The sequence below is a fragment of the Streptomyces sp. NPDC093109 genome, assembly GCF_040701725.1.
Lineage (GTDB): Bacteria > Actinomycetota > Actinomycetes > Streptomycetales > Streptomycetaceae > Streptomyces.
This window is the reverse complement of sequence record NZ_JBFBEZ010000008.1, coordinates 144,695-168,544: the sequence shown is the minus strand read 5'-3', so window position 1 is coordinate 168,544 and position 23,850 is coordinate 144,695. Positions and strand designations below refer to the sequence as shown.

Here is a 23,850-nt window from a genome sequence, read left to right as displayed (position 1 = left end):
GCGGGGAGCGGGGGCGGACGGGTGGGCGACGGGCGGGCCGATTGGCTGCGGGTGCCGGTGGGCACGGACGCGGCGCGCTGGACGACGCGGAGCCGGTGCCGGCTGGTGCTGTTCGTCGTGCACAACGTGACCTCGGCGACCCGGCTGCTCGACGTACTACCGCTGTTCCGGGACGATCTGCGGGTCCAGTCGCTCATCACCTGCACCGGGTCCTCGCCGTTCCGGGCGGGCGTGGCGGAGCTGATGGCCGGAACCGGTGTGCCCGTGCTGCCCTGGGAGCAGGCCCTCGAACTCCCCGCGCACCTGGCGATCTCGGCCAGTTTTGGCGGTCAGCTCCCGCTTCTTGACGCTCCATTGACCGTGCTGTCACACGGAGTTGGCTACAATAAAAGGCTGGCCACACCGGACACCGGACACCGGACACCGGACACCGGTCGCCCTTCGCCCGTCTTCGGTCTGTCGCCCGAGTGGCTGCTCGCGGACGGCTCCCCCGTCGCGGACGCGATGGTGCTCTCGCACCCCGAACAACTGGACCGGCTGCGCGCCGCCTGCCCCGAGGCGGTACCGACCGCCGTGATCGCGGGCGATCCCTGCTTCGACCGGATACGGGCCGCCCTGCCGCACCGCGAGCGTTTCCGCCGCGCGCTCGACGTACGGCCCGGCCAGCGGCTCGTCCTGCTGAACTCGACATGGAACCCGGACGCGCTCTTCGGTGACGGCGGCGCGGACGATGTCCTGCCGTCGCTGCTGCCGCGGCTGACCGCCGAACTGCCGGCCGACGAGTACCGGGTGGCGGCCGTCCTGCACCCCAATATCTGGCACGGTCACGGCCCCGGGCAGATCCGCGCCTGGCTGGACCGGGCCCGGCGTGGCGGATTGGCGCTGGTGGACCCGCTGGAGGGCTGGCGCCAGGCGCTGATCGCGGCCGACGCGGTCATCGGGGACGCGGGCTCGGTCAGTTACTACGCGGCGGCGCTCGGCATCCCCGTACTGATGGGCGCCGAGCCGTCGGACGGTCTCGACGCGGCGTCCCCCGTCGCCGCGTTCGTACGGCAGGCGCCCCGGCTCTCGCCGCACGCCCCGCTACGGGCGCAACTGGACGCCCTGCTGAACGGACCGGTCCCCGCGGCGGATTCGGGTCCGGGACCGGCCGAGCTGGTCTCGTCGGTGCCGGGCGAGGCCGCGGCGCTGCTGCGCCGCCACTTCTACCGGCTCATCGGCATCCCCGAACCTCCGGAGCCCGCGCTGTTCGACCCGCTGCCGCTGCCGCCGTACGAGCGGACCGTCCGGACCGCGCCCCTGCGGGTGGTGACCCGGGCGGTGGCGAACGGCGAGATCGAGGTGAGCCGGTACGCGGACCCCCGCTCGGAGCCGGCGGGCGACGGCGACGCCCACACGGCCGTGCACGAGGACACTCTCGACCCCGGCCGGCTCGCGCTGGCCGATGTCGTCTTCCGCGACGGCGCGGCCGGCGATGTGCGGTTCGGCGGACCCGGGCGGTGGACCGCCGAGATCCTGGCCCGCCATCCGCACTGCTCCGTGGCGGCGTTCCTCACGGACACCGGCACCTGTCTGGCCCGGGTGCGCACCCCCGGCCTGGGCGGTGCGCCGGACGGGGCCGGACCGCTGCTGCGGCTCTCCGGCGGCGCCTGGGCCGCCGACCCCGCCGTCCACGCCTCCGCCCTCCACGCCCATCTGGCCGCCGGCGGAAAGGTGACGGAGCTGACGGCGTCCGGACTGACCGTACGGACCGGCGGACACGTGCACCGGGTCACCGTGACGGTCGCGGAGGCCACCGGAGACGCCGCCGGGGACGCCGCCGGGGACGCCGCGCCCGCCGCGCCGGTCACCCCTCCGGCGCGCTGAGGCAGCGCTCCCGCAACGCCCGCAGCAGGCCGAGATGGTGAGCGGCCCCCTCCTTGTCCAGCGTGACCAGCGCCTCGTCGATCAGCGGCAGCGCACCGGCCGGATCGTCCTCGTCCAGATGGGTCTCCGCCAGGTCGGTCAGTGTCCTGGCCGTGTTGTACGCCTCGCCCGCGGACCGGAAGTACTCCAGCGACTCCGCCAGCCGCGCGCGGGACCCGGCGAAGTCGCCGAGGCCGCGCAGGGCCCGGCCCCGGTGACGTGCCAGCAGGGCGTGGGCGCGCGGCAACTGTTGCGCGCCCACGTCCTCGGGCGCCGTCCGTCCGAGGACGGCCGACGCCGCCTCGAACGACGCGTACGCCTCCGCGAACCGCCACTGGCGCAGCCGCAGCAGCCCCAGCGACTCGACGGCCGACGCCTGTCCGAGTGGATGCCCGGCCGCCTCCTCGGCCCGTGCGGCGGCGGTCAGTTCGGCCTCGGCCTCCTCGTAGCGCCGCAGCTCCATCAGGTCGAGCCCGAGCAGCGAGTGCATCCGCCCCGCCTGCCGAGTGCCGGGGCAGTGGCTCTCGGCCACCCGTGCTCCGGCCCTGAGCGCGGGGAGGAGCGCGTCGTGGTGACCGGCCTTGAGCTGGAGCGGCCAGAGCGCCTGGCAGAGCGAGAAGACCGCGTCCGGATCGCCGGACTCCTCGGCCGCGTGCACCGCCTCGACGAGGTTGCCCAGCTCGGCGGCGAGCGCGCCGAGCGCCTCCCCCGTGCTCCCGTACGGACTCGGCTCTCCCCGCAGCTCGTCGTAGAGCGGACCGATCGTCCAGGCCCCCGGCAGCGCGGCCAGCCGCGCCCGGGCCGCGAAGCGCGCGTACCAGCGCACCGTACGGGCGAGGGCCGCCGCGCAGGCCGCGATCCGGTCCTCCGCGGCCGCGGCCGTCTCGGCGTGCTCACGGACCACCGGACGGTAGGAGTACCGGCCGGCGTCCGTCCGCTCCAGCAGCTGCCGGTCGGCCAGCTCGCCGAGGGACCGGGCCGCCTCGGCCTCCGGTATGCCGAGCGTGCCGGCGACCACCGCGGGAGCCAGCGCGGGCCAGGCCCGCGACGACATCAGCCGGTAGACCCTGGCCACGCCGGGCTCCAGCGCGCGGTAGGCGCTCTCGACGGCGGCACGGACGGGGTCGGTCCCGTACACGGACGGCTCCTCCGGTCGGTGGGCGGCGGGGCGGCCGGCGGCGCCGGGCGACGGACCGTCCGGGTCGGTCAGCCGGGGCACGGCCGCGCGCAGGGCGTACGGCGAGCCGCCGCACCGTGCCAGCACCCGCGGCAGGGTGTCGCGCGCGGCGGCCACGGTCTCCTCCCCCGCCAGATCGGTGAGCAGCCGGCGCGCGTCCTTGTCGGCGAGCGGCCCGACCGGGACCGACAGGGCGTCGAGCCCGGCCAGCGGACGACGGGCGACCACCACGGTGAGGACTCCGGGCGCGGAGGTCAGCAGCGGCAGGACCTGTGCGGAGGAATGGGCGTGGTCGAGCACGACGAGCAGCCGCCGGTCGGCCGCGCAGCGCCGGAACGCGTCCCTGCGGTCGGCCGCGTCCGGAGGGATCGCGTCCTGCTCCATGCCCAGTTGACCGAGGAGGCTCCGCAGCACCACCTGGGTGTCCACCGCCGTGCCCGGCGAGGCGCCGAGCAGATCCGCGTAGAGCTGTCCGTCGGGGAAGAGATCCGCCCTGCGGCAGCCCCAGTGGACAGCGAGCGCGCTCGTCCCGATGCCCTCCGGTCCGTGGACCAGTGCGACCCGGGGCCGTCCGTCCGCCTTCCGCCGGGCCTCCCGGTCGAGCTGCCGCATGGCGGTCCTGCGGTCCGTGAAGAAGCGGACGGACGGGGGCAGCGACGGTATGGAATCGGCGCGCGCCGGCCCGGGTGCCGTACGGGCGAACGCCGCCCAGGCGCGGGCCAGCGCCGGATCCCGCAGCACGCCCTCGTGGACCAGCCGCGCCACGGCCGACAGCTCGGCGGGACCGGTGGGCGCGGCCACCTCGCGCCCGGCGATGCGCCGCACCAGGCCGCCGGCCGATTCCCAGGCCCACTTGCCCGCCTCATTGGCCATCCCCGCGCCCACCGCGCCCAGCACCGCGGTGATCGCCGCCAGCGACATGGGATCCAGCATGCTCCGCTCCCCCCGCTCCCCCGCACCCCGGTCCGGCGCACGGCCCCCGAGAAGGCCGCGCGCCACGTATCGGGATCAACCGTAATCGGGATCAGCGCCAGGTGGGAGGGGGTTGGCGATTACTCGCCGCTTCCCGCAACGGCGGTTGGAGCGGCCCCCGTTCGGGAACGCCGATTCTTCCGATCATGTACGGAGAGCGGCCGGTCCCGGACCCGGCAGGCAGAAAGTACTGAGCGGTATCAGGCGGAAGAGGCCGTACCCGCTGATACTGACTCCATGACCCGACACGGAGAGCTGGGCACGGCCCTGCACCGCTGGCGTGACCGGATCCCCACGGCCGAGGCCGGACCGCCCGCCGACGAGTCGCGCGAGTCCGGGGAACGTGAGTCCGGGGAACGTGAGTCCGCGGAAGCCGGTGGGACCTGTGGGGCCGACGGGACCACCGGCGCCTGCGGAGCCGACCGGGCCATGGGGCTGCGGCTGACCGAGCTGGCCCGGCTGACCGGCCTGTCCGTGGACTATCTCGGCCGGCTGGAGGAGGGCCGCGCCACCTCCCCTTCGGCCCAGGTCCTCGCCTCGCTGGCGCGTGCCCTGCGGCTCTCCGAGGAGGAGCGCCGGCATCTCTTCCTGCTCGCCGGGCAGTCCCCGCCCGCGCTGGGGCGGGTCTCGGAGCTGGTTCCGCCCAGTGTGCGGCGGCTGCTCGGGCGGCTCGGCGGGACACCTGTCGGCGTCTACGACGCCTCCTGGAACCTGCTCACCTGGAATCCGCTGTGGGCGGCCCTCGTCGGTGATCCGTCCGAGATCTCGGCGCGCGGCCGCAACGCGGCCTGGCAGCACTTCACCGGCCAGCCCAGCCGGGTCACCCACACCCCGGAGCAGGAGGCGGGCTTCGAGGCGGCGCTCGTCGCGGATCTGCGGGCCGCGACAGTGCACTACCCGACCGATGTACGGCTGCGCTTCCTCATCGGGGAACTGCGGCGCGCGAGCGCCCGGTTCGCGGCGCTGTGGAACTCCCGTATCGCCGGTTCGCACGCCACCGGGGTCAGCACCGTCCTGCATCCGGACGTCGGGCCGCTGACGGTCGACCGGGACACCTTCACCGTGCCGGGCTGCGATCTGCGGATCTCCGCGTACTCGGCGGCTCCTGGCACCGAGGCGGCGGAGAAGCTGCGGCTGCTCGATGTGATCGGCACCGACATCATGTCCGCCCCCGCGGCCCCACCCGCCCCGTTCGCCGAACACGCCGAACACGCCGAACACGCCGAACACGCGGAGCAGGTGCAGCACGCCGAGCACGCACCCGCGACGGAGTGAGCGCGCGATAGGCACGAGGTGAGCACGGAAGCGCCGAACCACCCGATCGGGTGCCGGGCGCGCGCTCGCCATTGACCGGCCCCGCGGGACGGGGATACCTCCGGTCGGCCCACGCGAGGGGCGCGGAACGCCGTCCGTTCCTACCGTGGCGGAATGATCACCAGATCCGTGACGCGCTCCGCGCTCTCCGGCACCGTGGCCCTCACCACCGGCCTGCTGGTCCTCCTGCCCGTGGCCGCGCCGGCCGCCGCGGACTCCGGGAGCGATCCGGTCGTACGGGCGCCCGGCCTGCCCGGCGCCCCCGCGGTGGCGGTGGCGGGCACCACCGCCTTCTCGGCACCGCCGGCCCCTCCCGCCCCGGCAGCCCCCGCCGCTCCCGCGGACAACTCGCTGCTCCACCGCTCCGGAACCCAGGTACGGCCCGCGCGCGGCACCCCGCCGCCGAGCGAGGTGTCCGCACTGTCCTGGCTGATCGCCGACGCCCGTACGGGTGAGGTGCTCGCCGCCAGGAACGCGCATCTCAAGCTGCCCCCTGCCAGCACCCTCAAGACACTCTTCGCGATCACCGCCCTGCCCCGGCTGCCCGAACACGCCCGGCACACGGTCACCGAGGAGGAACTCGCCGACATCGGTCCCGGCAGCAGCCTGGTGGGGATCGTGCCGGGCGAGTCGTACGAGGTGGCGGACCTGTGGCGGGGAGTCTTCCTCAGCTCCGGCAATGACGCGGTCCGCGCGCTCGCCGAGATGAACGGCGGCTGGGACGCGACGGTCACCCAGATGAGCGCGAAGGCGAAGCTGCTGGGGGCGCTCGACACCCATGTCGTCTCGCCGGACGGCTACGACGCGCCGGACCAGGTCACCTCGGCGTACGACCTGGCGGTCTTCGGCCGTACGGGGCTGGCCTCCCCGGAGTTCGTACGGTACAGCTCGACGGTCGACGCCCAGTTCCCCGCGGACGGCGGCGGCAGCTTCGGCATCGTCAACACCAACCGGCTGCTGAGCGGCGCGGACGGAGTCGCTCCGTATCCGGGGCTGATCGGCGTCAAGAACGGCTACACCTCCGGGGCGGGCAACACCCTGATCGCCGCGGCCAAGCGCGGCGACCGCACGCTGCTGGTGACGGTGATGAACCCGCAGTGGGGCGGCGGGTACGAGGTCTACGAGGAGGCCAGGTCGCTGCTGGACTGGGGTTTCGAGTCCGGGAAGGGGGTCACGCCGGTGGGTTCGCTCCAGCCGCCCACCCCGCCGCTGCCACCGCTGCCGCCCGTGCGGCCCGGCGAGGAGGACCCTCAGGGCCTGGCGAAGAGCCCGGTCCTGAAGGCGCTGCGGGCCGCGCCCGCCGGAACGGCTGAGCCGGCGGGCCGGGGGCGGGCTGCGGAGTCCGCCGTGCACGCCTCCTCGGCCGCCGCGGAAAAGGCGGACTCCCGGTCCGGGTACGTGTTTCCGGTGGTCCTCATCGGCGGCGCCTGTCTCGCGGCGGTCGCGCTGGCGGTCGTACGCAGGTCACGGCGGCGCCGGGCGGAGACCGGGTGACGGGCTACCAGTGGGCGGGGCGGGTCAGGCCCGGCGGCAGGGCGGTCGCCGCGTCGCCCTTCGCCGCGTTCACCTGCGTCTGCGCCAGGAAAATACTCCCGGTCAGATCGGCTCCGCGCAGATCCGCGTCCCTGAGGTCCGCCCCGATCAGGTCGGTCTGCCGCAGATCCGCGCCGCGCAGGTCCGCCGCGATCAGATACGCCCCGCGCAGATCGGCGCCGCGCAGGTCAGCGCCCTTCAGCTTCGCCCCGAAGAGGTCGGCGCCCCGGCGGTTCGTCTTCCTGCCGCGCGCCCGGGGGACCTGTGCCCGTACCAGCTCGCTCGTCCGCAGCAGGAGGGGGTTGACGGCCGCGCGCCGGGCGGCGACGTCCAGCTCCAGCAGCGCCTCGGGGTCCGTCAGGGTCAGCCGTTCGGTCGTGTCGAGGGCGCGGCGGATCTCCGGGTGCAGGGAGCGCGCCGGTTCCAGGGTCAGGGCCTCGCGCAGATAGCTGAGCAGTTCGTGGAGCTGGCGCATCACCGGGAGGACGGCGAACATCTGCTCGGCGGTCTCCGGGGCCTCCCGCCAGTCCCGGCCGCCGAAGGTGACCTGGGAGATCTTCTGCCCGGCACCGAAGCAGTCGTACACCGTGCATCCCCGGAAGCCGCGCTGCCGCAGGGTGGTGTGGATGCCGCAGCGGAAGTCGGTGCGCAGATTGCCGCAGGGGTCGCCCGCCTTCTTGTCGACCGGGAAGTCCGCCGAGACCGAGAAGGTCAGCGCGACGCAGCACAGCCCGAAGCAGTTCTCGCAGTCGGCGCGCAGGTCGGCGGCGGACGTGTCGGGCAAGGGACTCTCCTCGGTGGGGCGGGGGTCGAGCCTACCCTCCGCCGCCCACCGGCCGTCTTCTCCGCTCCCGCCGGTCAGCGCTTCGCGTGCCGCGCCGCCATCGCGCGCCCGGCCCGCTCCGCGAGCCCGTCGGCGCCGCAGCTCTCGGCCAGTTCCAGCCCGCAGGCCAGTTCGGCGGGGAAGCCCGCGGCGATCCCGTACTCGACGCGCGCGACGGCCAGTTCGTAGCGGGACGGCGACGCTTCGAGGTGGGCGACGGCCTGGGCCAGCAGGTCGGTCCTGGCCGGGCCCTCCTTCAGGGAGGCCGCGCAGCACAGCGCGACCCCGATGGCGGTGTGTGTGCCGAACCGTTCGGCGCGGTCCCGGGCGTACGAGGCGAGCTGGGCGGCGCGCCTCGGGTCGTCGTCCGCCACGGCGCGCGCGAGGTCGAGGGCCCAGGGCGCCATGACGGTGTTGTGCCTGCCGCGGGCGGTCAACGCCTCACCGGCCGCCTCAAGTTCGGCGATGGCCTCGGTCTTCCGGCCGAGCGCGAGCAGCAGCCGGCCACGTACTGACGGTGCGTCAGGGATGACGATGGAGGAGGAGTACGGGGTGGCGAACGCGTAGCGGTCGGCCGCTTTCCGCGCCTCCTCGACATGGCCGCGCGCGAGCAGGGTGTCGATGAGCATGCACGCCGCGTCCCAGTGCATCGGCAGGCCGTTGCCGACCCGGTCGGCCAGCCGCAGGCTCTCGCGCAGATACATCTCGGCGTCCGCGAGCCGGCCGCGCCTGCGCTGGACGTATCCGGCGAGCGCGTGGGCGAAGGCCAGATGGCCGCCGCTCCAGCCGGAGATCTCGAACGCGCGCAGCGCCTCGGTGAACAGGGTCTCGGCGCGGTCGAGCCGGTCGGCGAAGGCGTAGGAGAGACCGAGCAGGGCCGGGGGTTCGAAGCCCCATACGGTGTCGGCCCAGCCGACGCCCGGCGGCAGTCCGCCGTCGGACAGGGCCCGTTCGGCGATCTGGACGATCTCCTCGGCGCTCTCGCCCCGGGCCGTACCGTCGAAGGCGCGCAGCATCAGCAGGACACGTTCGGTGCTGTCGCGGCCGGTGAGCCCGCTCGCCGTACGGGCCAGCCTGCGCGAGCGGTCCGGGCCGTCGTCCTCGATGGCCTGGACGCCCTCCCACAGGAAGTGCGCGGCCTGGAGCCGCATCCGGGCGGGTCCTTCGGGGGCTCTGGCGACCTCGGTCGCCACCACGTGGGCGGCGTCGCCGGTCTGGTTGTTGTGGGTGAGCGCCTGGGCGAGCCGGAACACCACGTCCACCCGGAGCGGGTCGTCCAGCTGCTGGGTGTCGAGCGCGGCGCGCAGATGGCTCACGGTGGTGGCGGGTGAGGTGAGCAGGGTCGCGCAGCCGAGTTCGTACAGCAGGAGGGTGCGTACGGAGGCCAACGGCGGTTCCAGCAGGGCGCGTTCGAGGCAGCGGCGGGCGGCGTCCGGCGCGCCCACGGCCAGGTGCTCGGCGGCGGCCTCGCGCAGTTGCTCGACGAGTTCGGGGTCGCCGTCGGGGTGGACCTCAAGGAGGTGCGGGGCCGCCGCGGCGGCTCCCCGGCCGCTGCGCGAGACCGCCCAGGCGGCCAGGCCGTGCATGGCGGTGCGCACCGCGGGCGGGATCGCCCGGTAGACGGCGCCGGCGATCAGCGGGTGGACGAACTCCAGCGGGTCGGTGCCCACGAGGATCCGCGCGGTGCGCAGCCGTTCGGCGCACTCGGCGGCCTCCTCGTGGCTCATGCCGGCCAGTGAGACCGCCAGATCGAGGGAGATGTCGGTGCCGAGGACGGCGGCGGCCCAGGCGAACCGGGTGGTGGCGGGGCCGAGTTCCTCCAGCCGGGTGATCAGACCGGAGCCGCGCGCCGAGGCGCCCAGGACCCGCAGCTCGCTCGCGTGCTCGTCGACGGGGCTCAGTCCGCTCTCGCGCACCTTGGCGAGCAGTTCGACGGTCTCGTACGCGTTGCCGCCGGTGACGGCCCACACCTCGCGGCAGAACGATCCGTCGGCGCCGTCGCCGAGCGCGGTCCTGGTGAGGTCCGCGGTGGCCTCGGCGGTCAGTTCCCGCAGGGTGACCAGCAGCCTGGCACAGGCGCCGAGCGTACGGAGGTACTCCTCGGTCTCGCCGACGGCCTCCTCCGTGCGGTACGCGACGACCACGAGGACGGGCAGTCCGCGGCCGGGGCGCCGGGAGAACGAGGCCAGCCAGGAGAGGGTTTCGAGGTCGGACCACTGCGCGTCGTCCACCAGGAGCAGCAGCGGGCCGTGCGCTCCGGCGAGCCGCTCGACCATGGCGTCGAGCCCGTCCCGTACCCCTTGCGGATCGGCGTGCTGCTCGCCGGGCGGCGCGATACCGAGCGCGGGCGCGACGATCTCGTACCGGTCGCCGAGCAACTCCCGTGCGTCCGGGGCCGGCAGTCCGGCCAACAGCGGGCCACCGGAGGGCGATTCGGCGGACGGCGGACCTGCCGGCAGTGGGCCCGCCGACAGGGCGGAGCGGAACAGCTGCTGGACGAGGTCGAAGGGCCCGGGTGTGACGGCCTCGGCGCCCCGGGCCGACCACACCACGCAGCGCCCCGCCGCCAGCAGCCGTACCTCGCTGAGCAGCGCCGTCTTGCCGAGCCCGGCGGCGCCGCGGTAGACGAGCAGCCCACCCGCCGGTTCGGATCCGCACAGCGCGTCCACGGCGTGTGCCGCCGCGGCCAGTTCGGGTTCACGCTCCAGCAACGGGAGGGTGACCGTACGTTCCGGCCGGTACACCGGCATCCCCTCCCCTCTCGGATGACTCATCGCTTCTCACGGTTCACGTACAGTGTTTGGGCCTGATGCCGAGCGTAGTCCCGGGACCCGCCGGGCGGACCCGATTCCACACGAATTCGACCGTTCGACTGTGCGCGGGGGCGCGGCATAGTAAGGGCGTACGGGGTGGCGCGGCCCGGCCGGGTTCACGCCCGTACCGCTCTGGGCCTCGGCGGGCCGGCGGTCCCGGCGGTCCCGGCCGTCCCCGCGGCCAGTTCGGACGCGGCGAGGACGACCGCGAACTGGTGCTCGGCCTGGTCCCTGACCGGGATCCAGCGGGCGCGGCAGTCTGCTTCGAACGCCTGGCAGCGTTCGGTGAGGAAGCGGTCCACGGCGGTGCGCACGTCGTGCGCCACGGCATCGTCCCCGCTCGTCCCTCCGTCGGCGAGCGCCTGGTGCATCAGTCCGGCGGACCGGACCATGAGCCGTCGGGCGGCTATCCGCAGGGTCATGACCCGCGCCCGGTTCATGGGCCGGGGTTGCCCGCCGCCCGCCGGGGCCGGGCCGCGTACGGCCTCGGAGGCCCACTCGTCCGCCAGTCCCGGCGAGACGCCGAGGTACTCGTCGACCGGCGCGAGCAGGGGCCCGGCCGTCGCGGGCAGCCCCGCCCTGACCTGCTCCAGCAGGCCGGACAGCAGCCGCGCGTCGCCCCGGAGGGTACGGCCGATGGTGTCCAGCGCGCCGTTCGGGTCGGGGTGCGGCGACGCGTCGCCGACGGCGTCCACGGCCCACATCGGCGCCTCGACGACCGCGGTGACCGTGCCGTACCGGTTCGGGTGGAACCAGGTGGAGGTGGCGGTGGCCGAGGGCAGCGAGGAGAACTGGTCGGTCTCCTCCGGCCGCGGCATGTCGAAGACGCCGGGCCCCGGACTCGGCCAGAAGAAGGCGTCGTACGGCCCCAGTTCGACGGGTATCCCGAGGCCGTCGGCGGACCGGACCAGCGGTCCCGAGAGTCCGGGCAGTTTGCGGGTCAGCTGGACGAAGCCACCGCCGACGTCGGTGCTGTGCAGCGAACACTGGAGATACGGCCGGAGTTCGTCCTGGATGTCGAGCAGCGCGCGGGTCTCCGGCATGGGTTCAGCCCCGGGTGCGGTGGGCAGCCACTCGGGCTGCGCCGCGAAGCCGGGGCGGAAGAAGTTCCGGAAGTGGTGTTCCATGGTCATCGGCCCTTTGAGCCAGCGCTCGTTGCGACGGGCCCCGTCGGGGTCCAGGGAGAGCAGAAAGTGCCAGGCCGTGTCCGCGGGTCCGCTCGGCGGCCGGTCCGCCCCGGCCAGATGGCGGGCCGTCCGCAGCACGGCGACCCCGCCGGCCGGCTCATTGGCGTGCGGCCCCGCCACCACCAGCACATGCCGGTCCCCCCGGCCGACGGAGAGCAGCCGGATCGGCTCCCCCGCCCGCGAGGACCCGATCCGCCGCAGCGTCACCCGCTCCGGATACGCGGAGACCAGCGCCTCGGCCCGGAGGGTCAGTTCGTCGACGTCGAGATAGCGCCCCGGCACAACAGCTCTCAGCCCCCGGTCGAACCACTGCCGCACGCACGCACCCCGCGCACCTGACACCGGATCGCCGTCGCCCCCGCCTTCGGCACGGAGCGCGCGATCCTGTCGCTTTCGGCTGTTCCCCGCATGGGCAGCTCCCTCGACATCGCGTGACCCGGCCAACGCGTTACGTAACCACCGCGATGGTCCGCCACGGACCGCCGTCACGTCAACACTCCCGTGACTCCTGTGGCTTCGAGCCGGGAGTTCACGGGCTTCCGTGTGCGCGTCGTTGACGCGGAGCCCCAACACCCCTACGGTCGCGTCCCGTTCGCCATCACGTGCGTCATCCGAAATACCGAACAATGAGGTGAGGTATGGGACGACCGGGACGATCAGAACGAGCGGGGCGATCCGCGCCCAGCCGCCGGCACGCGCTCACGGGAATGGGCGCGGTGGTGGCCGCCGGCGCGCTCGCCACGGCGACCGCGGCCACCGCCGGCTGCGCCGCGCCCTCGGGAGCCACCGCAGGGAAGACCCGGCTGCGCTACTGGCATCTCTTCGGCGGCGGCGACGGCGTGACGATGACCGGCATGGTCGACGCCTTCGCCGCAGCGCACCCGGACATCGGCCTGGAGGCCACCCAGCTCGCGTGGGGCAGCCCGTACTACACGAAGCTCGGCATGGCGGGGGCCGGCGGGCGGGCGCCCGAGGTCGCCGTGCTCCATCTGGCCCGGCTCGCGGGCTTCGCGCCCGGCCGGCTGCTCGACCCGTTCGACCTCGGCCTGCTCGCCGAACACGGCATCACCCCCGACCGGTTCCCGCCGGACATCTGGCGGCGCGGGCAGGTCGACGGCAAGCAGTACGCGATCCCCCTCGACACCCATCCGATGGTGCTCTACTACAACCTCGACGTCTGTGCGAAGGCCGGGCTGCTCGGCGCCGACGGAAAGCTCAAACCCCTCCACGGCGCGGCGGAGTTCATCGCCGCGCTGCGGACGGCCCGCGAACACACCGGCGTACCGGCGCTCACCACCGAGACCATCGGCCCGGACGCCGCCACCCCCTGGCGGCTCTTCGCGACCTTCTACTCGCAGACCGGCGGCGATGTGCTCTCCGAGGACGGGAAGCGCCTCGCCCTCGACGACACCAAGGCCCTGAAGGTCCTCGACTTCATGGCGCGGCTCGCCGAGGAGGGCCTGATGGTCCGCCGCGCCGACTACCCGGGCTCCATCGGGGTGTTCAACGACGGCAGGACCGCCTTCCACCTCAACGGCGAGTGGGAGGTGACCACGTTCAAGACGTCCGGGCTGCCGTTCTCCATGACGCGGGTGCCCGCGCTCTTCGGGCGCCCCACCGTCCAGGCCGACTGCCACTCCTTCGTCCTGCCCCACCAGCAGGGCCGCTCGGGCGCGTCGAACCGGGCGGCGCACACGTTCACCGCCTGGATGCTGAAGCACTCGGCGGACTGGGCGGAGGGCGGTCATGTGCCCGCGTATCTGCCCACCCTCGGGGACCCGGCGTATCTGCGGCTCACCCCGCAGTCCGCGTACCGCTCCGTCATCAGCGATGTCGTCCTCGACCGGCCGGCCTGGTTCGCGGGTTCGGCCTCCGTCATGTGGATCGAGCTGGGGGCGGTGTTCTCCGGGGTGCTCACCGGCTCCCGTACGCCCCGGAACGCGCTGCGCGAGGCCAAGGCGCGGCTGCGCAAGCTGCTCGACACCCCGGACCCGCTCGGCGGTACGGGGAGCAGCAGTGCGGGGAGCAGCGGTACGGGGAGTACGGGGGGCTCCGTATGAGCTCCCCCGCCACCGGGCCCGTGGGAATCCGCCGCAGGTGGACCGAGCACGGACTCGTGTTCATCGCCCCCTTCCTGATCACCTACTCCCTCTTCCTGCTGTGGCCGCTGCTCTCCGGCGTCAGGATGAGCCTGCGCAGCGACAACATCACCGGTTCCGGCGGCGAGTTCGTCGGTCTGGACAACTACGCGGAGGCGCTGCGGGACCCCGGTGTCTGGTCGTCGATGGGCAACACCGTCTGGTTCACCGTCCTGTCCACGGTCCCGCTGGTGGTGTGCGGGCTGGTCCTCGCCCTGCTGTCGCACCATCTCCGCGTCGTCGAGTGGCTCTGGCGCCTCGCCTGGTTCGCGCCGTTCCTGCTGCCGTCGGGGGTGGTGGGGCTGCTCTTCCTCTGGGTGATCTACCCGTCGGACTTCGGCTTCGCGGACCAGGTGCTCGCCTCCGCCGGCCTGCACCCCGGCATCGGCTGGCTCACCGACGAGCGGTACGCGATGCTGTCGGTCGTCCTCACCACCGTGTGGTGGACGGTCGGCTTCAACTTCCTGCTGTATCTCGCGGCGCTCCAGTCCATCCCGCGGTACGTGTACGAGGCGGCGGAGCTGGACGGCGCGAGCGGGCGGCAGCGGCTGTGGCACATCACCCTGCCGTTGCTGCGCCGGACGACCGGGGTGGTGGTCGTGCTCCAGGTCCTGGCGTCGCTCAAGATCTTCGATCAGGTGTACATCATGACGGGCGGCGGGCCCGACGACTCCACCCGTCCCGTCCTCCAGTACGTCTACCAGGCGGGCTTCACCGGTTACCGCATCGGCTACGCCTCCGCCGTCTCGTATCTCTTCTTCGCCCTGATCGTGATCGTCTCCCTGGTGCAGCTGCGGCTGTCCCGCCGCCGTGGTGAGGAGTCCGGATGAGTGCCGTCGCCGACGAGGGACGCCGGGCCCGCTGGACCCCCGGCCGGTTCGCCCTGCTCGCGGGGGCGGTGCTGCTCGCCGCGGTGTGGGTGGCGCCGCTCGCCTGGGCGGTGGCGACCTCGCTCAAGCCGGAGGCGGAGGCGACCCGTACGCCACTGCGCTGGATCGGCTCCACCGTCACCCTGCGGGCGTACCGGCAGGTGTGGGAGGCCGGGGACATCGGGCGCTGGATGTTCAACACCGCGTACATCTCGGTGATGACGACCCTGCTGACCGTCGTGTTCTGCGCGATGGCGGCGTACGGTTTCGCGCGCACCGACTTCCGGGGCAGGAAGGTGCTGTACGGAGTGGTCCTGGCCGGGATCATGGTGCCGCCGCAGGTGCTGATGGCGCCGCTCTTCGCGGAGATGGTGAGCCTGGGGCTGGTGGACACCTACTGGGGCGTGATCCTGCCGCAGGTCGCGGTGCCCGCGATGGTGTTCATCCTGGTGAAGTTCTTCGACGGGGTGCCGCGCGAGCTGGAGGAGGCGGCGTTCGTGGACGGCGCGGGGCGCTGGCGGGTCTTCTGGACAATCGTGATGCCGCTGTCGCGTCCGGTGCTCGCCGCGGTCGCGATCTTCACGTTCATCTCGACGTGGAACAACTTCCTCTGGCCGTTCCTCGTGACGACCGACCCGAACGGGATGACACTGCCCGTGGGGCTCGTCAACGTCCAGTCCTCGTACGGTCTGCGGTACGCGCAGATGATGGCGTCCGTGGTCATCGCGGGGCTGCCGCTGCTGGTGGTTTTCGTCCTCTTCCAGCGGCAGATCGTCCGGGGCGTGGCACGGACGGGGCTGTCCGGGCAGTGAGCGGACCGGCGGGCCGGTCAACAGTTCCGGAAGAGTTGTCAAGCGGCTCTGCCCCCGCGCGAGTTGCTGTGGCAGACTGCCCGGCATGGCGCTGGCACACGGTGGTGGGGTGTGAGCGAGCCCCGGTCCGCCCCGACGATCGGTCAGCTCGTCCTGGGACGGCAGTTGCGGTCACTGCGCGAGAAGTCGGGGCTCAGCCGGGAGCAGGCGGGCAGGCTGCTGCGGGTCACCGCGGCCACCGTCCGCCGGATGGAGATGGCCGAGGTCGCGCTCAAGATCCCGTACGTACAGCTGCTGCTGCCCGCCTACGGGCTGGACGCCGAGGAGACCGAGGTCTTCCTGCGGCTGGCGGACGAGGCGAACAAGCCCGGCTGGTGGCAGCGGTTCCACGATGTCCTGCCCGACTGGTTCAGCGGCTATGTCAGCCTTGAGGAGGCGGCCAGGACCATTCGCGCGTACGAGCCGCACTTCGTGCCGGGGCTGCTCCAGACCGAGGAGTACGCGCGCCACGTGCTGACCTCGGGTTCCATCGGCCGTACGGTCGACCGCGACCGGGTGGAGCGCCATATCGCCCTGCGGCTGGAGCGGCAGGCACTGCTGGAGCGGCCGGACACGCCGGCCTTCTGGGCGGTGCTGGACGAGACGGTGCTGCGCAGGGCCGTGGGGTCGCCGGCGGTGATGCGGGCGCAGCTGGACCGGCTGCTGGAGGTGATCGAGATGCCGCGGGTGACGCTCCAGATCGCCACGTTCGCCCGGGGGCCGCATCCCGGCACGTACAGTCCGTTCGTGCTCTTCCGGTTCGACATCCCGGAGGTGCGCGACATGGTGTACATCGAGTATCTGACCGGTGCGCTCTATCTCGACGAGGAGAGCGAGGTCCTGGCGCACATGCAGGCGATGGACCGGATGGTGACGCACGCGGAGCCCGCGACGCGCACGAAGGAGCTGCTCGCCGGGTTCCGGGCGGAGCTGGACCGCTGACACGGCGGCAGGCGCGCCCGTCCGTCGTGGGTGCGCCTGCCGCCGTGTGCGGGTGTGAGTGTGTGCGTGCGTGGTGTTTTACGGGGTGGTGATCCCGTGGTCCGCGAGGAGCCGGTCGATCGTGGCGAGTTCCTCCTCGGCGAGGGCCGCCGACTCCAGCACCACGAGGTTCTGGTCGAGCTGCTCGACGCCGCTCGCGCCGATCAGGACCGAGGTGACGCGCGGGTCGCGCAGCACCCAGGCCAGCGCGAGCTGGGCCAGGGTCTGGCCGCGCTCGCCCGCGAGCTTGTTGAGGGCGTGCAGCAGGGCGACCTTCTCGTCGCTGAGCGCGTCCCGCTTCAGGAAGTGGCCCACGGCCATCCGCGAGTCGGCCGGCACCCCGTTGAGGTAGCGGTCGGTCAGCTGTCCCTGCGCGAGCGGCGAGAACGCGATGACTCCGGCGCCGACCTCGTCGGACGCGGCGATCAGCCCGCTGCGCTCGATGGTGCGGTCCAGGATGTTGTACGCGTGCTGGTTGATCAGCAGGGGGGTGCCGAGGTCCTTGAGGATCTCCGCGCCGCGCCGCATCTGGTCCGTCGGGTAGTTGGACAGTCCCACGTACAGCGCCTTGCCCTGCTGTACGGCGGAGGCCAGCGCGCCCATGGTCTCTTCGAGCGGGGTCTCGGGGTCGAACCGGTGGGAGTAGTAGAGGTCGACGTAGTCGAGCCCCATCCGCTCCAGCGACTGGTCGAGGCTGGCCAGCACGTGCTTGCGCGAGCCGAATTCGCCGTACGGGCCCGGCCACATGTCGTAGCCCGCCTTGGACGAGATGAAGAGCTCGTCGCGGTACGGCCGGAAGTCCTGGGCGTAGAGCGTGCCGAAGTTCGCCTCGGCGCTGCCGTAGGGCGGGCCGTAGTTGTTGGCGAGGTCGAGGTGGGTGACGCCCCGGTCGAACGCGCGGCGCAGTACCGCGCGCTGCTTCTCCAGCGGCGCGGTGTCACCGAAGTTGTGCCACAGCCCCAGCGAGACCTTGGGCAGCTTGACCCCGCTGTGACCGCTGCGCTGGAAGCGCATGCCGTCGTAGCGGTCGGCGGCGGCGAGGTAGGGCGGTTGTTTCAACGAACTCTCCTGTGACATGGCCGAGGCCGGGAAGGGTGCCGGGACGGCTCCGTACGGACGGCAAACCGGTCGCCGTAGACGCTACACACGCGCGGCACCGATGGGAACGCCAAACAAGTTCCGAAACTTTCCGACAGATTCCAACATGCCTCACCCCTTCGCGCGGCGGTGGGCCGCCACCCGCTCCCGGGTCGCGCACCGCCGGGAGCAGTAGCGGCGTGGGGGACCGCCACCCTGGGTGAGCAGGACGTTCGGGCAGGCCGGGGAGGCACAGAGGCCGCCGGGCGGTCGCTGATCGTCCCAGAGGAGGACGGTCAGGGCGAGGCAGGACGAGGCGAGGAACCACTCGCCCCAGGGCGCGTCGTCGTCGCTGTCGAGATGGGGGTGCCAGGGGGTGGTGGCGCCGTGCGAGGTGAGGCGCGGTGTGCCGGATCCGCGCGCCAGCAGCCGGTTGAGGGCGGTGGCCGCGCCGTCCACACCCTGCGCCGCGAAGACCTCGCGCAGCAGCAGGGCGGCGGTCCGCAGGTCACCGAGGTCGTCGGGGGTGAGGTCGAGGGCGCCGGTCTCGCCGTGCGCGCGCAGGATGCCCGCGACGTCGTCCGGGTCGGGGTGTTCGGCGGACAGGGCGTTGACGAGGGCGACGGTCCGCCGGGCGGTGGCCCGGACGGAGTGCCGGGTGGACCAGTCGTCGTCGCGGGAGGGCTCCATGCGGGCACCGTAACGCATGTGAATGGGTTTTGCGTTACTCACGTAACGTGATGTGGATGAGAAAGCGTTACGCGCTGAGGGTCTACACGGCGGGGGCGGCGGTGGCCCGTACCGGCGACGAGATGTCGGGGCCCGCGCTGCTGCTGGCGGGCCTGGCCCTCACCGGTTCCACCGCGACCGCCTCGTCGCTGCTCGCGGCCGTGCTGGTCTCGGCGGCGGCCGGCGGGCCCGTCCTCGGGGTGCTGCTGGACCGGTCGGCGGCGCCGGGGCGGCTGCTGGCGGGGGCGCTCGCCGGTTACGCGGCGGCGCTCGTCGCCGTCCTGCTCTGTCTGGGCCGCGCGCCGGTCGCCGTCGCGCTGCTGATCGCCGTACCTGCCGGGCTGCTGGGTCCTGCCCTGTCCGGCGGCTGGACCGCGCAACTGCCGCGTGTCGTGCCGTCGGCCGGGGCGCTGCCGCGCGCCACCGCGGTGGACGCGATGACCTTCAACGTCGCGAGTCTGGCGGGCCCGGCGCTGGCCGGTCTGGTCGCCGGGCGGTACGGCGCGGAGGCGGGCGTGCTGACGGCCGCCGCGCTGATCTGTCTGGCGCTGCCGTCGGCGCTGGCGCTGCCGCGCGCGCTTCCGGCCGCCCCTTCGGAGCGTTCGGGTGGCTCGGCCGCCGGTGATCTGGCCGCCGGTTTCCGCGTCATCGTCCGCAACAGACCGCTCGCCCGCTCCACGCTCACCTCGGTGATCTCCGCCGCCGGCGCCGGCGCGCTCGTCGTGTGCGCTCCGCCGCTCGCCGCGCGGGACCTCGGCTCGGCCGACCGGGGCGCGCTGCTGCTCGCCGGGATCGCCGCCGCCTCGCTCGCGGCCAACGCCGCGCTCGCGCGCCTGCCCCGGCAGCCGCGCCCCGACACCGTCCTGTGGTGCGGGGCCCTGGTGTCGGCGCCGGCGTTCCTGCTCGCTGCGGCCGGCGGGCCCGTACTCCTCGCCGTCGCGGTGGTGATCGCCGGAATCGGTGAAGGTCCGCGGCTCACCGCCCTGTTCGCGGTACGGCACCGGGAGGCCCCGGAGCGGCTGCGCGGCCGGATCTTCACCACCGGGGCGAGCCTGAAGATCACCGGGTTCGCGGTGGGCGCGGCGCTGGCGGGACCGCTCGCCGAGCGGTCCCTGTCCGCCGCCCTGCTCGCCGCCGCCCTGTGCGAACTGCTGGCCGTCGCCGCGTACGGAGCACTTCACGGGCCCGGTTACCCCGAATGCCGGTCCACCGGTACTGGATCGCCCGCGCAGCGCGCAGAGTCGGAGCATGACACGAGCAAGGATCCTGATCGTCGGCGGCGGCTTCGCCGGAGTTGAGTGTGCCCGCCGCCTGGAACGCGCGCTGTCGCCGGGCGAGGCCCGGATCGCCCTCGTGGCGCCCTTCAGCTACCAGCTCTATCTGCCGCTGCTGCCGCAGGTGGCCTCCGGTGTGCTCACCCCGCAGTCCGTGGCCGTCTCCCTGCGCCGGGAGCTGCACCACACCCGGGTCATTCCCGGCGGCTCCATCGGCATCGACACCAAGGCCAAGGTGTGTGTCGTCCGGAAGATCACGGACGAGATCGTCGACGAACCGTACGACCACCTCGTCCTCGCGCCAGGCAGTGTCACCCGTACGTTCGACATCCCGGGCCTGACCGAGCACGCCCGGGGCATGAAGACGCTCGCCGAGGCCGCGTATCTGCGCGACCACGTCATCGCCCAGCTCGATCTGGCCGACGCGGCGACCGATCCGGCCGAGCGGGCCTCCCGGCTCCGGTTCATCGTGGTGGGCGGCGGCTACGCGGGCACCGAGACCGCGGCCTGTCTCCAGCTCGTCACCACCGCGGCGGCCCGGCGCTATCCGCGGCTGGACCCGCGGCTGATCAAGTGGCACATCGTCGATGTGGCGCCGAAGCTGATGCCCGAGCTGGGCGACCGGCTCGGTACGGACGCGCTGCGGGTGCTCCGGCAGCGCGGCATCGAGGTGTCGCTCGGGGTCTCGGTCGCCAAGGTGGAGCCCGAGCTGGTCACCCTCACCGACGGCCGCGCGCTGCCGTGCCGCACCCTCGTCTGGACGGCGGGCGTCGCCGCGAGTCCGCTGGTCGCCACCCTGGGCGCCGAGACCGTACGCGGCCGGCTCGCCGTCACCAGCCATCTCACCGTCCCTGGCGCCGACGGGGTGTTCGCGCTGGGCGACGCCGCCGGCGTACCGGACCTGGCGAAGGGCGACGGCGCGCTCTGCCCGCCCACCGCGCAGCACGCGCAGCGCCAGGGGCGGACCGCCGCCGCCAACGTGGTGGCCGCGCTGCGCGGGACGCCGCCGCGACCGTACGTCCACAAGGACCTCGGTCTGGTCGTCGACCTCGGCGGCAAGGACGCCGTCTCGCGTCCGCTCGGCCTCCAGCTGACCGGGCTGCCCGCGCAGGCGGTGGCGCGCGGCTACCACCTGATGGCGCTGCGCACCAATGTCGCCAAGGTCCGTACGCTCACCAACTGGATCCTCAACGCGACCGCGGGCGACGACTTCGTCCGTACCGGCTTCCAGCGCCGCCGCCCCGCCACCCTGCGCGACTTCGAGTACACCGACTCCTATCTGACGCCCGATCAGATCCGGGCGCGGACACACGCGCTCAGACCACGATGACCCGTACCCCCGCGTCGCGGATCTCCTCGACCGCGACGAGCGGCGCGCCGGTGTCGGTGATCAGGTAGTCGACGGCGCCGGGCGGGCAGATCCGGGCGAAGGCGCGGGCGGCCAGCTTGCTGCTGTCCGCGACGACGACGACCGTACGGGCCCGCTCGGCCATCAGCCGGTTGATCCGGGCCTCGTCCTCGTCGAGCGCCTTGGCGCCGAGCGCGGGATCGAAGGCGTCGACACCGAGCATGGCGTAGTCGAGGTCGATCTGCGCGAGGGTGTCGTAGGCCAGTGGGCCGGTGAGTTCGAAGGACTGGAGCCGGGCCACCCCGCCGGTCATGATCAGCTTGACGTGGCGGCGGACGGTGAGCTCGCCGGCGATGTTGATGGCGTTGGTGACGATGGTGATCTGCTCGGGCGGCTTCGTGTCGTGGCGGGCCGAGTCATGGCGGGCCGCGTCGTCGTCGGGCCGGCCCTCCGCGATCGCGCGGGCCACCTCCGTCGTCGTCGTACCGCCGTTGATGCCGACCACATCGCCGGTGCCCACGAGCGCGGCGGCGGCCCGGCCGATCCGGGTCTTCTCCGGGGCGTGGCTGGCGCGGCGGTAGCGGATGGGCAGGTCGTAGTTGACGGTGGTCGCCACGGCGCCGCCCCTGGTACGCGTCACCAGCTGCTGTTCGTGCAGGTGGTTGAGGTCGCGCCGGATGGTGGTGGGCGAGACGCCGAACTGTCTGGCGAGGCTGTCGACATCGACATGGCCCTCGGCGGCCATGGCGTCGAGCAGCGCGTTCATCCGGGCGTAGCGGTTCACGGCCCTGGTCCCTCCCTCGTCCCCGGCGCACGGGGTCCGGCGCGTGAGGTTGCCGGATCGTAGCAGAAATGCTCGAAACTGCTCACAGATGCCATTGAGTGGACACTTATGAGCGCCTACGCTTCCGGTGTTCTGTGCATCTCAGACCTGCCTCAAGCACTGCCCCACCGCACGCGAGGAGCATGTATGTCGTTCATCGACGAGGAGATCGACCGGCAGCCGGCGGCCTGGCGCGAGGCCGCGGCCGTCGTCGCCAAGGGCGGCACCGGACTGCCGGAGCCCGGGGAGCGGGTCGCCGTGGTCGGCTGCGGGACCTCGTGGTTCATGGCCGAGGCGTACGCGGTGCTGCGCGAGCGGCGCGGGCTCGGCGAGACGGACTTCTGGACCGCGTCCGAGTTCCCGGAGGGGCGCGCGTACGACCGGCTGGTGGCGATCTCCCGGTCCGGGACCACGACGGAGATCCTGGAGCTGCTCGGCCGGCAGCGCGGGGTCCGCCCGACCGTGGCGCTCACCGCCGACACCACGACCCCGATCGCGGGGGTGGCCGATCATCTCGTCGATCTCTCCTTCGCCGACGAACGCTCCGTCGTACAGACCCTGTTCGCGACGACCGCGCTGACGGCGCTGCGGGCGAGCCTCGGTGAGCCGGTCGAACCGCTGGCCGCCGCGGCCGAGTCGGCGGTGTCCGAACCGCTGCCCGAGGAGTGGCTCGCCGCGGACCAGATCACCTTCCTGGGGCGCGGCTGGGCCCACGGGGTGGCGCGCGAGGCCGCGTTGAAGATGCGCGAGGCCACCCAGGGCTGGACCGAGGCGTATCCGAGCATGGAGTACCGGCACGGGCCGATCAGCATCGCCGCGCCCGGCCGGCTCGTCTGGCACTTCGGCCCCGACAGCGACGGGCTGCGCGCCGATGTGGCGCCGACCGGCGCGCTGTTCGTGGACCATCCCGAGGATCCGCAGGTCGATCTCGTACGGGTGCAGCGGCTGGCCGCCGCGCTCGCCGGGCGCAAGGGGCTGGATCCGGACCGGCCCCGGCATCTGACGCGGTCCGTGGTGCTGGACGCGTGAGGCCCGTACCGAGGTCCGGCCCGAGGACCGGCCCGAGGACCGAACCGGCGATCGCGCCGCGTCCCGTCGCGTTACCGACCGCGAGGAGTACTTCCCTGTGCTGAGCACCACCGCCGAACTGGTCGCCGAGGCCCGGGAATCGGGCACCGGCGTCGCCGCGTTCAACGTCATCACGCTCGAACACGCCGAGGCCGTCGCCACCGCGGCGGAGCGGACCGGGCTGCCCGCCATCCTCCAGATCAGCCACAACGCCGTCCGCTACCACGGCGGTGTGGCACCGCTGGCCGCGGCGGTCGCCGCGCTCGCGGCGGACAGCACTGCCCGTCTCTCGCTCCATCTCGACCATGTCGAGGACGTCGCCCTGCTGCACCGGACCGCCGACTGCGGGGCCAGTTCGGTGATGTTCGACGCCTCCAGGCTGCCGGACGACGAGAACATCGCCGCCACCCGCGCCGCCACCGACTGGGCGCACGCCCGGGGGCTGTTCGTCGAGGCCGAGATCGGCGAGATCGGCGGCAAGGGCTCCGCCCACACCCCCGGGGTACGGACGGATCCCGCCCAGGCCGCCGCGTTCGCCGCCGCGACCGGGGTGGACGCGCTCGCCGTGGCCGTCGGCAGCAGTCACGCGATGCTGAGCAGGACGGCCAGGATCGACCTCGGGCTCATCGCCCGGCTGCGGGACGCCGTCCCCGTACCGCTGGTGCTGCACGGCTCGTCCGGCATCCCTCACGCGGCGCTGCGGGACGCGGTCGGCCACGGTATGACCAAGATCAATATCGGCACGCTGCTCAATATCGCGTTCACCGGCGCGATCAGGACCGTCCTGGGCGAGAATCCCGCGCAGGTCGATCCGCGCCGCTACCTCGCACCGGCGCGCGAGGCGACCGCGACCGCCGTCGCTGAGTGCCTGCGGGCCGTCGCCGGAGGAGAAGCCCACCGGAAGGCGGAGGCCGCCGTTGAAGAAGCCCACCGGGTGAAGGAGTCCACCGTGACGGAATGATGGCGCC

At 73.3% G+C, this 23,850-nt stretch carries 18 protein-coding genes; 11 read left to right on the top strand and 7 right to left on the bottom strand.

Features of this window, described 5'->3' with window-relative positions; translation table 11 throughout:
• Positions 1–21 precede the first annotated feature (21 nt).
• Complete coding sequence (locus AB0389_RS11135; RefSeq protein WP_366395052.1) at positions 22–1,866, top strand: hypothetical protein; 1,845 nt, start codon at positions 22–24, stop codon at positions 1,864–1,866.
• On the opposite strand, the gene AB0389_RS11130 is transcribed toward AB0389_RS11135, so the two are convergent.
• Complete coding sequence (locus AB0389_RS11130; protein WP_366395051.1) at positions 1,847–4,015, bottom strand: tetratricopeptide repeat protein; 2,169 nt, start codon at positions 4,013–4,015, stop codon at positions 1,847–1,849. The genes AB0389_RS11135 and AB0389_RS11130 overlap by 20 nt on opposite strands.
• A 276-nt stretch (positions 4,016–4,291) precedes the next feature.
• Here AB0389_RS11130 and AB0389_RS11125 point away from each other — a divergent pair, with 276 nt between their 5' ends.
• The gene (locus AB0389_RS11125; RefSeq protein WP_366395050.1) at positions 4,292–5,329 is read left to right on the top strand and encodes a helix-turn-helix transcriptional regulator; all 1,038 of its coding nucleotides are present in this window, start codon (positions 4,292–4,294) and stop codon (positions 5,327–5,329) included.
• A 153-nt stretch (positions 5,330–5,482) separates the two neighbouring features.
• Positions 5,483–6,862: a D-alanyl-D-alanine carboxypeptidase gene (locus tag AB0389_RS11120; protein WP_366395049.1), complete on the top strand. Its 1,380-nt coding sequence runs from the start codon at positions 5,483–5,485 to the stop codon at positions 6,860–6,862.
• 4 nt (positions 6,863–6,866) lie between these two features.
• Here the strand turns inward: AB0389_RS11120 and AB0389_RS11115 are convergent, their stop codons facing one another.
• The 3 genes from AB0389_RS11115 to AB0389_RS11105 all read right to left on the bottom strand — a co-directional run bounded on the left by AB0389_RS11115 (position 6,867) and on the right by AB0389_RS11105 (position 12,042).
• Positions 6,867–7,685, bottom strand: coding sequence for a pentapeptide repeat-containing protein (locus AB0389_RS11115; protein ID WP_366395048.1), 819 nt, complete (start codon positions 7,683–7,685; stop codon positions 6,867–6,869).
• A 74-nt stretch (positions 7,686–7,759) separates the two neighbouring features.
• Positions 7,760–10,498 (bottom strand): AAA family ATPase, encoded by a 2,739-nt coding sequence (locus AB0389_RS11110; protein ID WP_366395047.1) that lies wholly within the window; start codon positions 10,496–10,498, stop codon positions 7,760–7,762.
• 155 nt (positions 10,499–10,653) lie between these two features.
• Positions 10,654–12,042, bottom strand: coding sequence for a M14 family zinc carboxypeptidase (locus tag AB0389_RS11105; protein ID WP_366395046.1), 1,389 nt, complete (start codon positions 12,040–12,042; stop codon positions 10,654–10,656).
• Between the two features lie 389 nt (positions 12,043–12,431).
• Here AB0389_RS11105 and AB0389_RS11100 point away from each other — a divergent pair, with 389 nt between their 5' ends.
• The 4 genes from AB0389_RS11100 (at position 12,432) to AB0389_RS11085 (ending at position 16,524) form a co-directional block, all read left to right on the top strand.
• Positions 12,432–13,784, top strand: a complete 1,353-nt coding sequence (locus tag AB0389_RS11100) for an extracellular solute-binding protein (RefSeq protein WP_366395045.1) — start codon at positions 12,432–12,434, stop codon at positions 13,782–13,784.
• The gene (locus AB0389_RS11095) at positions 13,781–14,692 is read left to right on the top strand and encodes a sugar ABC transporter permease (protein WP_366395044.1); all 912 of its coding nucleotides are present in this window, start codon (positions 13,781–13,783) and stop codon (positions 14,690–14,692) included. Before AB0389_RS11100 ends, AB0389_RS11095 begins: the two co-directional genes overlap by 4 nt.
• Positions 14,689–15,543: a carbohydrate ABC transporter permease gene (locus AB0389_RS11090; protein ID WP_366395043.1), complete on the top strand. Its 855-nt coding sequence runs from the start codon at positions 14,689–14,691 to the stop codon at positions 15,541–15,543. Before AB0389_RS11095 ends, AB0389_RS11090 begins: the two co-directional genes overlap by 4 nt.
• Positions 15,544–15,654: 111 nt before the next feature.
• Entirely contained in the window at positions 15,655–16,524 is an 870-nt protein-coding gene (locus AB0389_RS11085) for a helix-turn-helix transcriptional regulator (protein ID WP_366395042.1), read from the top strand.
• A gap of 78 nt (positions 16,525–16,602) precedes the next feature.
• Here AB0389_RS11085 and AB0389_RS11080 read toward each other — a convergent pair whose 3' ends face one another.
• Both AB0389_RS11080 and AB0389_RS11075 read right to left on the bottom strand, forming a co-directional pair.
• A complete protein-coding gene (locus AB0389_RS11080) occupies positions 16,603–17,577 on the bottom strand; it encodes an aldo/keto reductase (protein WP_366395104.1) in 975 nt (324 codons plus the stop codon).
• 195 nt (positions 17,578–17,772) lie between these two features.
• On the bottom strand, positions 17,773–18,330 hold the full coding sequence (locus AB0389_RS11075; protein WP_366395041.1) for a CGNR zinc finger domain-containing protein: 558 nt from the start codon (positions 18,328–18,330) through the stop codon (positions 17,773–17,775).
• 56 nt (positions 18,331–18,386) lie between these two features.
• Between AB0389_RS11075 and AB0389_RS11070 the strand changes: the two genes are divergently transcribed.
• On the top strand, positions 18,387–19,667 hold the full coding sequence (locus AB0389_RS11070; protein ID WP_366395040.1) for an MFS transporter: 1,281 nt from the start codon (positions 18,387–18,389) through the stop codon (positions 19,665–19,667).
• Positions 19,618–20,973 (top strand): NAD(P)/FAD-dependent oxidoreductase, encoded by a 1,356-nt coding sequence (locus AB0389_RS11065; RefSeq protein ID WP_366395039.1) that lies wholly within the window; start codon positions 19,618–19,620, stop codon positions 20,971–20,973. The genes AB0389_RS11070 and AB0389_RS11065 overlap by 50 nt, the downstream gene beginning before the upstream one ends.
• Here AB0389_RS11065 and AB0389_RS11060 read toward each other — a convergent pair.
• Positions 20,960–21,775, bottom strand: a complete 816-nt coding sequence (locus tag AB0389_RS11060; RefSeq protein ID WP_366395038.1) for a DeoR/GlpR family DNA-binding transcription regulator — start codon at positions 21,773–21,775, stop codon at positions 20,960–20,962. The two genes, AB0389_RS11065 and AB0389_RS11060, sit on opposite strands and share 14 nt — an antisense overlap.
• A gap of 186 nt (positions 21,776–21,961) precedes the next feature.
• Between AB0389_RS11060 and AB0389_RS11055 the strand changes: the two genes are divergently transcribed.
• Positions 21,962–22,843, top strand: a complete 882-nt coding sequence (locus AB0389_RS11055; protein WP_366395037.1) for a sugar isomerase — start codon at positions 21,962–21,964, stop codon at positions 22,841–22,843.
• 97 nt (positions 22,844–22,940) lie between these two features.
• On the top strand, positions 22,941–23,843 hold the full coding sequence (locus AB0389_RS11050; protein WP_366395036.1) for a class II fructose-bisphosphate aldolase: 903 nt from the start codon (positions 22,941–22,943) through the stop codon (positions 23,841–23,843).
• Positions 23,844–23,850 lie beyond the last annotated feature (7 nt).

Excerpts from the sequence above, each read along its gene's own strand:
- AB0389_RS11080 (WP_366395104.1), bottom strand. The coding sequence starts at position 17,577 with ATGCGCTTCCAGCGCAGCGGTCACAGCGGGGTCAAGCTGCCCAAGGTC.
- AB0389_RS11110 (WP_366395047.1), bottom strand. The coding sequence starts at position 10,498 with ATGAGTCATCCGAGAGGGGAGGGGATGCCGGTGTACCGGCCGGAACGT.
- AB0389_RS11125 (WP_366395050.1), top strand. The coding sequence starts at position 4,292 with ATGACCCGACACGGAGAGCTGGGCACGGCCCTGCACCGCTGGCGTGAC.
- AB0389_RS11120 (WP_366395049.1), top strand. The coding sequence starts at position 5,483 with ATGATCACCAGATCCGTGACGCGCTCCGCGCTCTCCGGCACCGTGGCC.
- AB0389_RS11090 (WP_366395043.1), top strand. The coding sequence starts at position 14,689 with ATGAGTGCCGTCGCCGACGAGGGACGCCGGGCCCGCTGGACCCCCGGC.
- AB0389_RS11100 (WP_366395045.1), top strand. The coding sequence starts at position 12,432 with ATGGGCGCGGTGGTGGCCGCCGGCGCGCTCGCCACGGCGACCGCGGCC.
- AB0389_RS11130 (WP_366395051.1), bottom strand. The coding sequence starts at position 4,015 with ATGCTGGATCCCATGTCGCTGGCGGCGATCACCGCGGTGCTGGGCGCG.
- AB0389_RS11070 (WP_366395040.1), top strand. The coding sequence starts at position 18,387 with ATGAGAAAGCGTTACGCGCTGAGGGTCTACACGGCGGGGGCGGCGGTG.
- AB0389_RS11055 (WP_366395037.1), top strand. The coding sequence starts at position 21,962 with ATGTCGTTCATCGACGAGGAGATCGACCGGCAGCCGGCGGCCTGGCGC.
- AB0389_RS11095 (WP_366395044.1), top strand. The coding sequence starts at position 13,781 with ATGAGCTCCCCCGCCACCGGGCCCGTGGGAATCCGCCGCAGGTGGACC.
- AB0389_RS11065 (WP_366395039.1), top strand. The coding sequence starts at position 19,618 with ATGACACGAGCAAGGATCCTGATCGTCGGCGGCGGCTTCGCCGGAGTT.
- AB0389_RS11075 (WP_366395041.1), bottom strand. The coding sequence starts at position 18,330 with ATGGAGCCCTCCCGCGACGACGACTGGTCCACCCGGCACTCCGTCCGG.